The organism is Micromonospora sp. NPDC004551 (assembly GCF_040609975.1).
GTDB lineage: Bacteria > Actinomycetota > Actinomycetes > Mycobacteriales > Micromonosporaceae > Micromonospora.
In genome coordinates this window covers 151,018-167,720 of record NZ_JBEXLM010000013.1, presented here as the reverse complement: position 1 = coordinate 167,720, position 16,703 = coordinate 151,018, and the positions used below count along the sequence as shown (strand labels likewise).

Here is a 16,703-nt window from a genome sequence, read left to right as displayed (position 1 = left end):
CGATTCGCCGGGTGATCGCACCCTCGACGGTCGTCCTCATGGTCGCCGCACTCCTGCCACCGCTCCTGGGACTCACCGGTGCCTCTCCGGCGCTGGCGGCGACGGCGTGCCCGACCGGCGGCTGCACGGTGACCGTGGACGCCCGCGACTACGCGACCGCTCGGGACAACCCGGTCGCCGGGCAGCTGGCGAACTTCAACTACATCATCAACACGGACAACACGAAGCTTCCCGCCGATCCGCTCGCCTTGAGCACCGAGAGCAACAGCCCGATCGTGGCCGAAGGCGACCAGAGCCGTCCCACGGTCAAGCTGCCCGCGGGACGTTACCTGATCTCGGTGCGCGCGCTGGATCACAAGATGTGGGGCAAGCACATCACGCTGCCCAACGACGCCGCCGCCGACGGAACGCTGACCGCGCGGATCGACCTGACCGAGCAGAGCGAGGATCACCCGCTTCCGCTGGGCAAGATCCGGGTGTTCGTGTTCGAGGACAACGCGTGGGCCAACGGCGCCCCGGACACCGAAGAGGGGGGCCTGGAGGGCTTCAAGGTCGGGCTCGAGGAGCAGACCGGCAACGCGGTCACCGTGGACTACAACAACAACCCGCTGTGCGGCGGGAACTGCCTGACCGACGACACCGGGTTCGTCCAGGTCGACGACCTGGGGCCGGCCACCTACTTCATCGACGTGCACCCGCCGGACCAGCCCTGCAACAGCGACCCCGACAGCCGGTGGTACCAGACCACGACGATCGACGGTGGGCTGCAGTTGCTGGCCCCCGTCGAGGAGGGCAGCGACGGCACCGGTGCGCCGGGCGAGCAGCTGTGGGAACCGCCCAACAACCGCACCGCGTACTGGTTCGGCTTCGTCTGCTCGCCCACCCCGTTCACCGGCAGCGGCACGGGTGAGATCACCGGCCGGGCACGCAACTGGGTGGAATGGGCGCCCTACACCACCGGCACCTACAACGAGCCCGTCGCCAACCCGTTCGTCGCCCTGTCGGACAGCAGCACGGATCAGACCGTGTACATCGGCCGGGGCGACGAGGACGGCAACTTCGACATCCCGCACGTTCCGGCCGGCACCTACAACCTGGCGGTCTGGGATGAACAACTCAGCTACATCATGCGTTTCAAGCCGCTCACCGTGAACGCCGGACAGAGCGTCGACGTCAACGACACCGGCGATGACGGTGAGGTCGGTCTCGGCGTGTCCCGCTGGTTCGGCTGGCTCGACGGGCACGTCTACAAGGACTTGAACAACAACGGCCGGTACGACGCGGGCGTCGACGCGGCGATTCCGAACACCGACGTGGACCAGCGGTGGCGCGACGGCTCCATCAAGGAAGCCACGGTCACCGACGCCAACGGCCACTACGAGTACCCGACGGCAGAAGGCGGCGCGCTCGGCCGGTGGATCATCAACGAGCAGGGCTTCGCCCGCTTCACCGCCTACCCGGGCCCGTCCGTGCACGACGAACACACCGGCGCGGTCACCCCGTCGTGCAGCGTGGCGCCCCCGGCGGTGCCGGCCAACCCGTGCGTGCCGACGGACCAGGGCGGCGGTCTGCTGCACAACCAGCTTCTGGTCGAGGGCCACCGCGCGACGGTCGACTTCGGCAAACGCGACTACCCGGCCGGTACGCCCGGCCAGATCGTCGGCATCACCTTCAACTCCACCACCCGCAACGAGTTCGACGCGCGGTTCCAGGCCGCCGAGGACTACGAGCCGGGCATCCCCGGCGTGACCGTCCTGCTGGAGGGCCCCGGGCCCGACCGCCTGGCCAACACGGCCGACGACGTCGTGCTCAACCGCTACGTCACCGACCACTGGCAGCAGCCCAACGCCAGCCAGGACCCGCAGCCCGACGGCAACACGTTCAAGCAGAACTGCAACCCGATCCGGGACTTCAGCGGCGCGGACATCACCGCCCAGTTCAACCCGAAGATCGGGCCGAACTGCCTGGAGGTGCCGCTGACCGGCGAGCAGGCCAAGGACGGGGCGTTCGACGGCGGCTACGCCTTCGCCGACTACTGCCCCAGTGGGTTCAACCTGGGCACCGACCTGTGTACCGACGGCTCGGACCCGTCCGATCACCCGCTCGTGGCCGGCACCTACATCACCCACGTGGTCATGCCGAAGGATGCCGCCGACACCCGCGCCTGCAACCCGTCGGGCGCCACCCAGCGGATCAGCAACCCCAAGGGCGCCGTCCCCGGCGGCGGCAACGGATGCCTGTACCACATCGTCCGGGAGGAAGACGTCAACGTCGACCTCGGCAACCAGTTCACCCCGCAGATCCCGCCGCCGCCGTGCGCCGGCGACAACCACGTCATCGACCAGGCGACCCTGACCCCGCGCAGCGTCTACTACACCGGCAACCAGGCCACCAGCACCTCCCGGCCGCTGTGCGACAAGCGCCTGGTCGTGCTCGAGAACGGCCAGAACGCCAACGCCGACTTCTTCCTCATGACGAACTTCCGGACCGACCCCAACGGGACCGCCGCCACGGACAACCGGACCGGCGACGTGCAGCCGCCGGGCCGCCTGGTCGGGCAGGTCTTCAACGACATCTACTTCGAGCGCAACAAGCTGTCCCCGTGGTACGGCGAGCCGCGACCGATCGCCGGCATCCCGGTCGGCATCTACGCCCGGGTGGACACCGTGCCGAACGTCAACCAGCCCTACGACGCGAACACCTGGCGGCTGCTGACGACCGTGACCACCAGCCCGGACGGCTCGTTCGAGGCGCTGGTGCCCTCCACCGAGACGTTCAACTGCCCGATTCCGCAGGGCCCGTGCCCCGGCATGTACCTGGTCAAGGTCGACGACCCGGGGACCAAGGAACACCCGAACGCCAACTTCAACCCGAACCTGCTGGTCGCCACCACGCCGGCCGAGGCGTGGCCCGGCCTGACCACGCAGCTGGACCTGCCGCTGGACCCGATCTCCGGCACCGCATGCGAGGACCCGGCCGTCCCGGCCCGGCCCGAGCTGCTGCAGGTCTCCACCCCGGTCGTGCCCGCCACCGGCAGCCGGCAGATCACCGTCCAGGCCGACTTCATCGGCGCGACCGGCACGGCAACCGGCACGACCGGCGTGCGGGCGACGCTGACCGACGCCCGCACCGGCCAGGTGCAGACCCTGACCCGATCCAGCGGCGGCATCGTCAGCTGGACCCCGGGCAGCGGCGCCACGCCCGACACCATCGTGCTCAACGTGCCCGCGCTCAGCACCACCTTCCGGCCCGGGCCGAAGCAGCTGACGATCACGACGGCGGACGCGAACGGCGGCGTGTCGAGCGTCAACGGCATCACCCTGCACGTGCTGGGCAGCAACGGCTCCGGCACGGACATCGTCACCTACACGCCGACCGTGGTGAACGTGCCACCGCCACCGCCGGCCACCGGGAACGGCGGAGTGCACGCCCTGCAGAACGCGATCAACAGCGCCGCCCCGGGCAGCCTGCTCGTGCTCTCACCCGGCGTCTACAACGAGAACGTGCTGCTGTGGAAGCCGCTCAAGCTGCAGGGACGGGGCCCCGGCGGCATCATCGGCGCCCACGAACTGCAGGCCCGCGACCCCGAGGACCCCCGGTTCAACGTCCCCGGCACCGTCATCGACGGCCGGTACTTCCAGCAGAACGCCCCGGACTACGACGCGACGATCAGCGCCAACTCGCCCTACGCCGGCGTGACGAACAACGGCCTGAGCGGCGCCCACCCGGTGCTGCGCGGCGCGGACATCACCGTGCTGGCCAAGACCACCACGGCGTACGACATCGGCACCAGCGCCACCGCGGCGTTCAACCGGGCCCGCATCGACGGCCTGGGCCTGACCACCGGCCAGGGCGACGGGGCCGGCGGCATCCAGCTGCAGGCATCGGCCAACAACATGCAGCTGACCAACAACGTGCTGGAGAACAACGGCGGGATCGTCGCCGGCGGCATCGCGCTCGGCCAGCCGTACGACGCCGGACCGCGCGGAACCGGCACCCGGGTCAACCACAACTACAACGTGCGGATCGCCAACAACCGGCTGACCGGTAACGGCGGCCTGACCGAGGCCGGCGCCGTAGGGCTGTTCTACGGCTCCAACGGCTACGAGCTGGCCAGCAACATCATCTGCTCGAACTTCAGCGTCAACTATGGAGCCGGCGTGTCCCACATCGGCCTGAGCCCCGGCGGCCGGATCCACGACAACCAGATCTACTACAACGACTCCGTCGACTCCGGCGCCGGCATCGCCATCGAGACCGAGCTGCCGGTGGGCTCGCCGTCCTCCCTGGGCGACGGGACCGGGACGGTGGACGTCGACCGCAACCTGGTCCAGAGCAACTACTCCGGCGACGACGGCGGCGGACTGTTCGTGCTCGACGCCCTCACCGCGCGGATCAACATCCGCAACAACATGATCAACAACAACGGTGCGGCGGATATCGGCGGCGCCATCACCCTCGATGACTCGTCGAACGTGTCGATCGTCAACAACACCGTGGCCAACAACGTCTCCACCGGATCGTCGGAGGACTCCGACGGCAACCCGCACTCCGCCGGCCTGGCCTCCGAGGCGAACGACCCGCTGTTCCAGGCGACGCTGCCCGCCGGTTCACCGCGCTTCTCCAACCCGGTGGCGCTGTTCAACAACATCTTCTGGAACAACGACGCGTTCACCCTGAGCCAGCCCGGCCCAGGCGCGACGCTGGTCGATCAAGGGTTCATCGACTTCGAGGTGCGCGGCACCACCACCAACACCGACACGTTCACCCCGCGGTACTCCACGCTCACCAACGGCCAGATCCTGGGGCCGGACGGCACACTGCGGGCCCTGCCCGCCGGCCAGGCGAACCGGATCGGCGAGAACCCGCTGTTCACGACGCCGTTCGTCAACGAGCTGACCGTGTCCGGGTCGCGGCTGGACCCGCAGACCGCGGCGGTGACGATCACCGGGCAGGACCCGCCGGTCGGACTGACCGGTGACTACCACCTCCAGGGCACCTCGCCGGCGATCGACCGCGGCGTGCGCTGCTCCAACACCCCGGTACCGGCGAACATCTCGACGTGTTCGGCCACCGCGATCGGCGCTCCCGTCGGCACCCCCGGCGACTTCGACGGTCAAACCCGCCCGCAGCTGCGGATATCAGGGCGGGACACCACACCCTGGGACCTCGGCGCCGACGAACTGGCCGGCATCACGGTGATCGTCCCCCCGAGCGGCCAGTGAGGAGCCCGACGTGAAAGCCATGACGCCAACCTCGACACGCAGAGCGTTCCTCCGAGCGGTCGGCTGGGGCGCGGCCGGAGTCGCCGCCGGCGGCATCCTCGGCACGACCGCGGTCTACGGGCCGCTGCGCGCCCGCCGCGCAGAGGCCGCCACGACGGAGCTGTCCCTGGTGGCCACGGACGGGTACCTCACCGTCCCCGGCCGGGAGGGCAACCCCCTCTACATCTTCGGCTTCGTCCCGGTCGACCCCTCCCTGTCGGTGACGCAACTGACCGCCACCTACAAGGGGCACACCAAACACACCGCGCCGACGCTGGAGTTCCGGCAGAACGACGACATCAAGATCACCCTGACCAACCTGGGTCTGGTGCAGCGCCCCGACCTCACGGACTCCCACACCATCCACTGGCACGGCTTCGACCTGCCCTCGCCGTTGAACGACGGTGTGCCCGAGGTGTCGGTGGCGGTGCCCATCGGCAAGCAGCTGACCTACTTCTACCGCCCGCACCGCGAGGGCACCTACATGTACCACTGCCACTTCGAGGACGTCGAGCACGTACAGATGGGCATGACGGGCATCGTGTTCGTCCGGCCCCTGCAGGACGGCACCTCGATCGGCGGGTTCACCCGGTTCGCCTACAACGACGGCGACGGGTCGACCGGATACCACCGGCACTTCGCCATCCTGCTCAACGAGCTGTGGACCGACTTCCACGACGGTGACCGCGACATCCAGGAGTCCATCGCCACCGACTACGACCCGCAGTGGTTCACGATCAACGGCAGGGTCTACCCGCAGACCGTGCTGCCCAACGACAGCGCGAGCCTGCCGGCGAACCTGCGCATCGCCACACCGAACCCCAACTACGGCGACGCCCCGGACTACAGCCAGCCGAACTCCGCGCTCATCCAGGTCAACCCCGGCGACCGGGCCCTGCTGCGGGTGGTCAACCTCGGCTACCAGCAGCACAGCATGCAACTGCCGGGCATCGCGATGCACGTCATCGGGCAGGACGCCGCGCTGCTGCGCAACGGCACCGTCGACACGTCGTACTGGACCAACACCCTGTACGTGGGACCGGGGGAGGCGCGCGACGTCCTGTTCGACGCGCCAGCCTACGACCCGGCGCGGCCGTCCGGTTCGGACAGCTGGGGCAGCTACAACGTCTACTACTTCAAGAACCGGGACTGGCGGCGGCTGTCGAACTTCGGCTCCACCGCCCCGGGACCCGGGGGAATGATGACCGAGGTCCGGGTCTACTCGCCCGCCCGTCCTCTTCCCGCCCAAACCGTTGTGAGCCAGACCTATGTCTGAGTGGGCGTGGCCGCGCGTCGCGGAAGGAAAGGCCATGATGAGGCAGAGGGCCCAACGGCTGGTCGCCGTCGTCACGCTCGCCGCCGGTACGGCGCTGCTGGTGCCGGGACCCGCCGACGCGCTTCCCGTCGGGGCGCCCAAAATCGGCATGGTGTGCACACCCGGCACCGTCTCGGGCGGCACCCGCACCTTCAACCTGGTGGCGAAGACCGGCTACATCGACACACCCGACGGCAACAGCGTCTTCATGTGGAGCTACGCCAACGCCGACGCCCCCGACAGCGGCCAGTTCCAGAGCCCCGGGCCGGTGCTGTGCGTGACCCAGGGGGAGACCGTCGTGGTCAACCTCACCAACAACCTGCCGGAACCCGCGTCCATCGTGTTCCCGGGCCAGGACGCGGCCGTGACCGCCACCGGCGGCGCCGCCGGTCTGCTGACCACCGAGGCGGCGGCGACGATCGGGACCGTCAGCTACCGGTTCCTGGCCGGCAGCCCGGGCACCTACCTGTACGAGAGCGGCTCGGACATCGCCAAGCAGATCGAAATGGGCCTCTACGGCGCGCTGGTCGTGCGCCCGAGCGTCGGACCGGGCTACGCCTACGACGCCGCGACCCCGTTCGACCCGTCGCGGGAGTACCTCCTGCTGCTCAGCGAGATCGACCCGGACCTGCACCACGCGGTGGAGACCGGCGCCACCTACGACGTCAACGCCCGACGCGACCGCTACTTCGCCGTCAACGGACGCGAGTTCCCGGACACCATCCAGGACAACGGATCCGGGCTGCTGCCCAACCAGCCGTACGGGGCGCTGGTGCGGATCCGCCCGACCTCGCCCGGCACCCCGCCCGCCCTGCTCCGGATGATCAACGCCGGTGCCCTGAACCACCCCTTCCACCCCCACGGCAACCACACCAGCCTGATCGCCCAGGACGGCCGGCCACTGCGCGCACCGGGCGGGGCATCGGCAGCCACCGAGCACTTCGGCGAGACCATCGGCTCCGGGCAGACCGAGGACTTCCTCCTGCGCTGGGACGACCAGGACCAGTGGGATCCCAACACCCACCCGCTGCCCGTGCCGCCGCCCAACTACCGCGACGTCACCTTCAAGGACGGCAACACCTGGTACGGCGGCAGCCCCTACCTCGGATACAAGGGCACCCTCCCGACCGGGGTCGTGTCGCAGAACATCTGCGGCGAGTGGTACTTCCCGTGGCACAGCCACGCGCTCAACGAGTTCGCCAACTTCGACCAAGGCTTCGGCGGCATGGCCACCCTGCTTCGGGTCGACCCACCCGGCGGCTGCACCGGTTACCCGGCCTCGGGCGCCATCGTCGGCGGCGCGCTCAAGGGCGGCACCGTCGCCGATCTCACCGCGGACGACAGCACCTACTACATGGTCAACCCGCGGACGACGACCCGGCCGACGGCCACCACCGCCACGCAGACGAGCATCACCGTCGCCTCAGCGGCCGGCTTCCCCGCCTCAGGCACCTACTACGTCCGGATCGACAACGAGGTGCTGCTGGTCACCGCCGGGCAGGGCACCACAACCTGGACGGTGACACGAGGCCAGCTCGGCACCGCGGGGGCAAGCCACCTCAGCGGCGCCACGATCACCGGCCTGGCAACCGACTGGTATGCCGCGTTCACCGGCATCCCGGCCGGAGCCCAGAACGTCAAGGTGACCTACAAGGGCAAGAACTGCGGCAGCACGACCTCCACCACCTGCGTGACCATCAGCTCGAACCAGCCACAGCAAACCGTCAAGATCTGCAACTGGACGATCGCCGGCGCGGCAGGCTGCTCCTCTGCGACCTCCGCCGGCTGGGTGACCCTTGCGCCACCGCCGGCCCAGCCGCAGACCGTCGGTTCCACCGACATCACCTCGACATGGACGCTGCCCGGAGCCGCCAGCGCCTACGTCGGCACCGGAGCCAACGCCGGCCAGGTCCGCGTGCTCGTCCACACGCAGCGGTACACCGCTGCCAACCCGACCCCCTTCTCGACGTGGGGCAACCTCATGGCCCTCACCTACGACGCGCCATGACCGGCCGCGAGGCTAAGGAGAGATCGGCGATGCGCGCACACGCATGGAAGACGACGACCAGGAGCCTGCTCGTGCTGACCCTGATCGCCGCCGGGCTCGGGGTCGCCAGCTCGAGGGTCTCAGCCGCACCGGTGTCCATCAACCTGTGCGCGAAGGCCGGTACCACCACCCTGGCCGGCGCAGTGACCGTCCCGATCTGGGGCTTCGGCACCACCGCGACGCCCGGGAACTGCGCCGGCACCACCGCGGGCCTGCCCGGTCCGGTTCTGACCGTCAGCGTCGGGGACACCGTCACCCTCGCCGTCACGAACAACCTCCCCGCGGGCCACCCGCTGTCGTTCGAGATCCCGGGCATCGCCTTCAACGCGGGACCGGCCGACGCCGCCGTCGGCGCGACGGTCACCCGCACCTTCACCGCGAACGCTCCCGGCACCTACCTGTACGGCAGCGGCGGGGACGCCGGACGCCAGGCGGCCATGGGCCTCTACGGCGCGCTCATCGTCCGCCCGGCGACACCCAACCAGGCCTACAACTCCGCGACGACCGCCTACGACGTGGAGGCCCTGCTCGTCCTGAGCGCCATCGACCCCGCCTTCAACACCGCACCCGACACCTTCGACATGCACGGCTACCGGGCGACGTACTGGCTCATCAACGGCAAGGCCTACCCCGACACCGCACCGGGCATCACCGCCGCCGCCGGCCAACGCGTGCTGCTGCGCTACCTGAACGCCGGCTACGACAACACGACGATGCTGCTGCTCGGCATGCACGAACGGGTCGTCGCCCGCGACGCCCGGCCGCTGAACGTTCCCATCGACGCCAACGCCGAGACGATCCCCGCCGGCGCGACGGAAGACGCCATCGCCACCGTCCCGGCCGGCTCCGGGCCGAGCCCCAACGGATTCCCGCTGTACAACCGCCAGCAGCACCTCACCAACGGCGCACAGGCCGGCCAGGGCCCGGCCCCGGCCACCGGCGGCGGCATGCTGACCTTCATCCACCACTGAGTGGAGGTACCGCCATGAGCGACCCACTCCACCCGGACAGCGCGCCGGATCCCCCGCGACGGGGGCGGTGGCGCTGGGGCGGTCGGCGCGCGCGCCTCGCCGGAGGGCTCACCGGCGTCGTCCTGGCCATCGCGCTGACCGGGGTCGCCGTGTCGGCCCGACGCGCCTCGACCGACGACGCGACGACCGCCGACGACCCCGTCCCGGCGGCCTGGGCGCGGCCGGCCGTGGACGCCGACAGCCTCGGCCAGCGCAGCGGCGTCCGGATCACCCGGGTGGCGGTCACCGGTGGGGGAGGACTGGTCGACCTGCGCTTCACCGTCGTCGACCCGGAACTGGCCAACAGCCTGCACGACGAGGGCACGCCACCGGCCGTGGTGGACGAGCAGACCGGCCTCGTGGTCCACGAACTGCTGATGAACCACTCCCACACCGGCACGTACAAGACCGGCGTCACCTACTACCTGGTGTTCGAGAACCCAGGAAACTGGATCCATCGCGGCGGCAGGGTCAGCGTGCTGCTGGGCAACGCGCAGGTGGAGCATGTCCCGGTCGGCTGACCCGGCCCGCCGGCGAGCCGCCCGCACCTGGTGGCGGCTGCTCGGCGCCGCCGGTGCGCTCCTGCTCGTCCTCCTGCCCGCGCGGCCCGCCGCCGCCCACGCGGTGCTGCTCGAGTCGCAGCCCGCCAACGGCACGACCGTCACCGCGGCACCCCGGGTCGCGCTGCTGCGATTCAACGAGGACATCTCACCCGAGTTCAGCACCGCGTCGCTACTCGACAGCACCGGACGCACGGTCGACGGAACACGTATCGCGGCCGACCGCCAGGGCCCGCGCCAGCTCGCCCTTCAGATGCCGGCGCTCGCACCCGGGACGTACGGCATCACCTGGCGCGTCCTCGCCGAGGACGACGGGCACACGACGAACGGAGTCGTGGTCTTCACCGTCGGCAGCCCGTCACCCGGCGCGCCGGCACTGCAGACCTCCGACCTCGGCGATGGCACACCGCCGCCACCGGACATCCTCCGCCGGTGGCTCGGCCTGTGCCTGCTCGCCGGACTGATCGGCGCACTGGCGGTCGCCGCGGTCGTGCTCCGCCCCACCGGCGCGGCGGCGCCCGAGCCGGTCCGCGTTGCCGTCGACGAGGCGCGCCGCCGGACCCTCACGCTCGCCGCCGGCGCGGGCGCTCTGGCGGCGGTCGTCGGCGGCGCTGATCTCGCCGTCCAGACCTACCGGTCCGGTCCGCTCGGACTCTCGACGGCCGTCATCCTGCTGTCTGACACCCGTTGGGGCAACCTGTGGCTGGCCCGCGAGGCGGTGCTGCTCGCACTCGCGGCGCTCGCCGCCGCCCTGCGATCCCCGAACCGGGGACCGTACCTCCGCGGCGCGGCACCATGGGCGGCCGCCGGGTTGCTCGTGTCGGCCGCCGTGACCGTCGAGGCGCTCGGCGGCCATGCCGCCTCGGTCGGGCCCGCCCGGACCGTGGCGGTCGCCGCGGTCGCCGTGCACGCCCTGACCGCCTGCCTGTGGCTGGGCGGCGTCGCCACACTGGCGCTGCTGCTGGCCCGCAGCGGCGGATCCGACCTGCTGAGGGCAGTCGGTCACCGCTTCACGGCGCTGGCCGCCGCCGGCGTCGGGCTGGTCGTCGCGACCGGGCTCTACACCGCCGGACGCGAGGTCGACTCGGTGCGCGCGCTGATCGACACGACGTACGGCCGGCTGCTCATCGCCAAGAGCGCGCTGCTCGCGGTGGCGGGCGGCCTCGGCCTGGTCAGCGCCCTCCGGCTACACGGACGGGTGGCGGCCCGGCCCGCCGCGCCGTCACGGCGGCTCCTCGCGGCCGAGGCCGCGGCGGCTGTTGTGCTCCTGCTCCTGGCCGGGGCGCTGGTCGAGACGCCCCCGTCGAGGCAGTCCACGGCCCTCGACGCCGGCGCCACCACCGCCGTCACCCGGACCGGATCCGTCGCAGATATCGTCGTCTCGGTCACGGTCACCCCCAACCGCCCCGGCACGAACGGGTTCACGGTGCTCGCCGCCAGCTCACGCCGTCCGCCACCGGCGGAGATCGAGGACGTCACCATCTCGCTCGACCGCGGATCAACCGCCGTGGCCCTGCGTGAGATCGAGCCGGGCCGGTACTTCGGCACCGGCGACCTGTCCGAACCCGGCGCAGTCCAGGGCACCGTGGTGATCCAGCGCGGGGGAGCGCGCCTGATGGTGCCCCTGCAGTGGACGGTGCCCACACCGGCGGCCGCCCCGCAGCGGCCCCGCGACCGTCTCGCCCCGATCACCAACGTCGCCGCCGTCGTCGTGCTCGGCGTACTGGCGGTCCTCGGAGGATGGCGCCTCACGGCGGTGCGGCGCCGGCGGCCGCTCGCAGTGCCTGCCGACGAACGCGAGCAGAGGATCCGGGAGGGCGTCCGATGAAGCGCACGCTCATGGCCGCCGCCCTCGCCGTGGCGTTGGCGGCCCCCGCGGTGGCCGGACCTCCGGCCACGGCAGCACCCTCCAACGCGGATCCCACGGCCTCGGCGGAACCTGCGGGACTGGTGAAGGCCATCGTGGTGCTCAGATCCCAGGTCGATCCGAGCACCGTCGTGGCACCGACCCGCCGCCAGCGCACGGCCGCGCTCGTGCGTGCCCTGCACCCTAGGGCGGCCGCCGACCAGACCGGCGTGCTCCGCCTGCTGGCCCGCCGACGGGGGCAGGGCCTGGTGACCGACGTGGTACCCCTGTGGGTGCTCAACGCGGTCGCGGTCGTCGCCCAGCCGTCGGTAATCGCCGAACTCGCCGCCCGGCCGGACGTACGCGAGATCCGTCCCGACCGCACCGTCCAGGCCCCGCCGTCGACGGCGACCTCGACGACCGCCGCCACGCCCGTCGAGCCGAACGTCGCGGCGGTCAACGCCCCCGCGCTGTGGAACCTCGGCCACACCGGTCAGGGCACGGTGGTGGCGACGATGGACACCGGAGTCGACGGCAGCCATCCGGACCTCGCCGCGCGCTGGCGCGGCGGCAGCAACAGCTGGTACGACCCCAACGGCGAGCACCCGACGACGCCGACCGACGTCAACGGGCACGGCACGGCGACGATGGGCGTGCTGGTCGGAGGTTCGGCGGGCGGCACGTCGATCGGTGTCGCACCGGGCGCGAAGTGGATCGCCGTCAAGATCTTCAACGACCACGGCAGCACCACCACCTCGCGGATCCACCAGGGCTTCCAATGGCTGCTCGACCCCGACGGCAACCCGGCCACACCGGACGCACCCGACGTCGTCAACAACTCCTGGAGCGGCAGCACCGGCGGCTGCAACCTCGACTTCCAGCCCGATCTACGCAACCTGCGGGCGGCCGGCATCCTGCCCGTGTTCTCCGCCGGCAACTACGGCCCCGACCCCTCCACCGTCCTCAGCCCCGCCAACAACCCCGAAGCCCTCGCGGTCGGCGCGCTCGACGACAACGCAGTCATCGACCCCTCCAGCAGCCGCGGACCCTCGGCCTGCGGCCAGGCGATCACACCGCGGCTCACCGCGCCCGGCGTCGGCGTACGGACCACCGACCTGTACGGGGGCTACCGCGACGCGTCCGGCACCTCCCTGGCCGCGCCGCACGTCGCCGGCGTGCTCGCCCTGCTGCTCGGCGCGTACCCCGACCTGAGCGCGGACCGCCAGCAGAGCGCACTGGAGAACGCCGCGGTCGACCTGGGCCAGCCCGGACCGGACAACATGTACGGGTACGGCCGGGTGGACGCCCTCGCCGCCTACCAGTGGCTGTCCACGGCACCCGACTTCACTTTGGCGGCATCGCCCGTGAAAGCGACAACCCTCCCGGGCGGGACGGTCACGTACACCGCAGCCGTCTCCGGCGTGCACGGCTTCGCCGGGGACGTCGCGCTCACGCTCGGCGGACTCTACGGCGCACCGGCCACCTGGACGATCACCCCGGCCGTCATCACGGGCGGAACGGGCTCCGCCCAGGTGGCCGTCACCACCGCGCCCACGATCGCGGCCGGAACCTACCCACTGACCCTCACCGGCGCCAGCGGAGGGCTGACCCGGACAGCGGCGGTGCAGCTGGTGGTCACCCCGCCACCCGACTTCGGCCTCACCGCCACGCCGACCTCCACCAGCGTCGTAGCGGGCTCCAGCGCCGGCTACACGATCAGCGTCACCGGCCTGAACGGCTTCACCGGCACCGTCGGGCTGAGCCTGAACGGTCTACCGGCTTCCGTCGGCACCGCATCCTTCTCGCCGTCGATCCTCGCCGGACCGGGCAGCGCGACCCTGGGCATCGCGACGTCCAAGTCGGCGCCGCCCGGGACGTACGCCCTGACCGTGACGGGTACGAGCGGCTCGACCAGCCACTCCACCGGAATCACGCTGGTGGTCACGCCGACGCCGAACTTCTCGATGACAATCTCGCCGCCGTCGGCGACGGTGCTGCGGGGCCAGGCCGCCACCTACACGGTCTCGACATCGGCGACCGGCGGATTCACCGGGGCGGTGGCACTCACGGTGACCGGGCTGCCGACCGGCTCATCGGCCAGCTTCACGCCGAACCCCGTCAGCGCCTCCGGCGCCTCCACCCTGCGGGTGAGCACCACCAGCCGAACCCCGCGCGGCACCTTCACGATCGTCATCACCGGCACCAGCGGCTCGCTGATCCATCAGGCCACCGCGACCCTGGTGGTGAGCTAGCCCCATCTGATGCCGGCACTGCCAGCCATGGTGGTCACCGTGCTGCCCGCGACGGCGTGCAGCAACCGGTCCCGGGCTTGAGGGGTGGGCCGGCGTGCGCCGTCCACCTGTTGCTGAAGCATCCGTGGCCTCTCTGAAAGCGGCCGTCATGCGGTAGCGCCTCTTGACGGTGTACGCCGTACACCCTACTATCATCCAAGTGTACGGCGTACACCCTAGGCAGTGGCGAAACGGCCGGCTGGCCAGTGGATGAAGGGAATCCGCCATGACCCCCTTGGCCAAGCGAGAGTGGCTGGTACCCGCCGGCCTGATCATGCTCAGCGCCGTTCCCGTGATCGCCGGTGCCGCCAGGGCCGCCGAACTCAGCGGCGGCGCGGCGGTCACACCGGACAACGCCCGCTTCTTCGCCTCGCCCATGCCCGTGCTGGTGCACATCGTCGGCGCCAGCCTGTACTGCCTCCTCGGGGCATTCCAATGCGCCCCCGGCTTCCGCCGCCGCCGACCCGGCTGGCACCGCCTCGCCGGACGAGTGCTGATCCCCTGCGGGCTCGCCGCCGCCCTGTCGGGCCTGTGGATGACGCTGTTCTATCCCCGCCCGCCGATCGACCACGTGCTGGTGACCCCGATGCGGCTCGTCTTCGGCACCGCCATGTTCTGCTGCATCGTCCTCGGCCTCGCCGCCATCCGGCGCCGCGACATTCCCCGCCACCGTGCCTGGATGGCCCGCGGCTACGCCATCGGTCTCGGCGCGGGCACCCAGGTCCTGACCCACCTGCCCTGGATGCTGCTGGCCGGCCAGCCGAGCGGGGTCGGGCGGGCGCTGCTGATGCTCGCCGGGTGGGTGATCAACCTGGCCGTCGTCGAATGGGCGCTTCGCAGGCGGCCGGCCAAGCCGACCCGGAGGATCCAGCGACATGCCGACGCTCCCGCCGGCGTTCTGGCCAGCCAATGACGGTGGTACGCCAGCGGTGACCCCGGTACCGGCTAATGGGTGGAGCCCTTCGTCGAGGTCGGTTCGGGGATGGGCTAACCACCAAGCCGCATCTGGCGGCAGCCGTTGTCGAATCTGACGACCGCTGGTCATCCCGGTCCAGGCCGGTCCGGGCACCCCGCCTCAGTTACGGACGAGCCCGAACCCGGCCCGAACCGGATCCTGGCCGACAAGGCATACCGCTGCACAGCCTGGGCCGGCGCCACCAGGCCACCGCTAACGTCGCCGCTGCCGACAGCTGGCGCTCAAATCGCAGCGATTACGAGGCGCGTTGCCAGAGCGGGGAGATCTCAGCCCGCGAGAGGCGCCAGCCGGTCGGCGTGCGTACGGCGGTGTATCGGGTCTGGAGGCCGGCCAGCCGGTGCGGCACCTCGCCCTGGCGGAAGAAGTACACGAGCTGATGGGCGCGGACCTCGGCGTGGTCGCCGTCGAGATCAACCACGACGTCGGTGTTGAAGTGCTGGGTCAACACGTCCTCCGGGCTGGTTCGCTGGACGACGTCGACGATCTCGTCAATACCGCGCAGGGCACCGCGCGGGCTGCGGGTTTCGGCGTCCGGGGCGTAGACGGTCCGCAGGTCGTCGAAGCGCCGCTCGTCCAGTGCCCACGCGAGCCTGGCGACCATTTCGGCGATCTCGGTGCGGTCGGTCACGGTTGACATCTCGAATCTCCATTCGTTGGTGCGGCCAACGATAGGGCAGATTGTTGGCGCGGCCAACGGTCTTGTTAGCATGGTCACCGTGGAACCGACACCGAGTCGTCTCGCGACAAAGGCGAGCTGGTTGATCTCTCAAACCGCCGTGCACTCACGGCGGTTCGTCGCCGAGGGGTTCACCGCCGCCGATGCGCGGGGCTACCACTATCGGCTGCTCGCCGCGCTGGAGGAGTTCGGTCCCGCGAGCCAGGCCGAGCTGGGGCGGCGCAGCCGCATGGACCGCAGCGACGTCGTCGCGGCCGTGACCGAACTGGAGGGACAGGGCTTCGTCGAGCGCAGCGCCGACCCGACGGACCGCCGGCGCAACACCGTCACGATCACCAGGGCGGGCACGCAGCAGCTTCGGCGGCTGGACCGCGTGCTCGACACCGTGCAGGACGAACTGCTCGCCCCGCTGTCGGCCACCGAGCGGCAGACCCTGGTCGCGTTGCTCGGCAAGTTGATCGAGCACCACGGCGGTGTGCCGACCTCATGATCCGACTCGGGTGGCCATCAGGCCAGGGTCGAACACGACACACGCCCGCATTCGCCTGGCCAGCGGACCACCCGGGCGTCGGGTCTCACGCTCGCCCCGGCGGTGGCTCCTTTCGCGGCGGTGATCCTGCGGCGCCGCCCTCGGCCTGCCCCCGCTGCAGCCATCTCGGGCTCACCGAGGAATAACGCCTGCTTCGTCGCCCACGTACAGCACGGCGATGTCGGTCTG

The 16,703-nt window shown here is 71.0% G+C and carries 10 protein-coding genes; 9 read left to right on the top strand and 1 reads right to left on the bottom strand.

What is annotated here, in order from left to right; genetic code table 11:
• Positions 1–38 precede the first annotated feature (38 nt).
• The 8 genes from ABZW14_RS17785 to ABZW14_RS17750 all read left to right on the top strand — a co-directional run bounded on the left by ABZW14_RS17785 (position 39) and on the right by ABZW14_RS17750 (position 15,246).
• The gene (locus ABZW14_RS17785) at positions 39–5,225 is read left to right on the top strand and encodes a hypothetical protein (protein ID WP_355347182.1); all 5,187 of its coding nucleotides are present in this window, start codon (positions 39–41) and stop codon (positions 5,223–5,225) included.
• A gap of 19 nt (positions 5,226–5,244) precedes the next feature.
• Complete coding sequence (locus ABZW14_RS17780) at positions 5,245–6,540, top strand: multicopper oxidase domain-containing protein (protein ID WP_355347179.1); 1,296 nt, start codon at positions 5,245–5,247, stop codon at positions 6,538–6,540.
• 34 nt (positions 6,541–6,574) lie between these two features.
• Positions 6,575–8,587 carry a multicopper oxidase domain-containing protein gene (locus ABZW14_RS17775; protein WP_355347176.1) on the top strand — a complete coding sequence of 671 codons (2,013 nt, stop codon included), beginning with the start codon at positions 6,575–6,577 and terminating at the stop codon, positions 8,585–8,587.
• A 29-nt stretch (positions 8,588–8,616) separates the two neighbouring features.
• On the top strand, positions 8,617–9,597 hold the full coding sequence (locus ABZW14_RS17770; RefSeq protein ID WP_355347173.1) for a multicopper oxidase domain-containing protein: 981 nt from the start codon (positions 8,617–8,619) through the stop codon (positions 9,595–9,597).
• A gap of 14 nt (positions 9,598–9,611) precedes the next feature.
• Positions 9,612–10,157 carry a hypothetical protein gene (locus tag ABZW14_RS17765; RefSeq protein WP_355347170.1) on the top strand — a complete coding sequence of 182 codons (546 nt, stop codon included), beginning with the start codon at positions 9,612–9,614 and terminating at the stop codon, positions 10,155–10,157.
• Positions 10,141–12,024: a copper resistance protein CopC gene (locus ABZW14_RS17760; RefSeq protein ID WP_355347167.1), complete on the top strand. Its 1,884-nt coding sequence runs from the start codon at positions 10,141–10,143 to the stop codon at positions 12,022–12,024. The genes ABZW14_RS17765 and ABZW14_RS17760 overlap by 17 nt, the downstream gene beginning before the upstream one ends.
• Positions 12,021–14,294 carry a S8 family serine peptidase gene (locus ABZW14_RS17755; protein ID WP_355347164.1) on the top strand — a complete coding sequence of 758 codons (2,274 nt, stop codon included), beginning with the start codon at positions 12,021–12,023 and terminating at the stop codon, positions 14,292–14,294. Before ABZW14_RS17760 ends, ABZW14_RS17755 begins: the two co-directional genes overlap by 4 nt.
• Positions 14,295–14,559: 265 nt before the next feature.
• Positions 14,560–15,246 carry a DUF2306 domain-containing protein gene (locus ABZW14_RS17750; protein ID WP_355347161.1) on the top strand — a complete coding sequence of 229 codons (687 nt, stop codon included), beginning with the start codon at positions 14,560–14,562 and terminating at the stop codon, positions 15,244–15,246.
• A 298-nt stretch (positions 15,247–15,544) separates the two neighbouring features.
• On the opposite strand, the gene ABZW14_RS17745 is transcribed toward ABZW14_RS17750, so the two are convergent.
• Positions 15,545–15,946: a nuclear transport factor 2 family protein gene (locus tag ABZW14_RS17745; protein ID WP_355347159.1), complete on the bottom strand. Its 402-nt coding sequence runs from the start codon at positions 15,944–15,946 to the stop codon at positions 15,545–15,547.
• Between the two features lie 70 nt (positions 15,947–16,016).
• On the opposite strand from ABZW14_RS17745, the gene ABZW14_RS17740 reads away from it, so the two are divergent.
• Entirely contained in the window at positions 16,017–16,475 is a 459-nt protein-coding gene (locus ABZW14_RS17740; RefSeq protein WP_355347156.1) for a MarR family transcriptional regulator, read from the top strand.
• Positions 16,476–16,703: the final 228 nt, after the last annotated feature.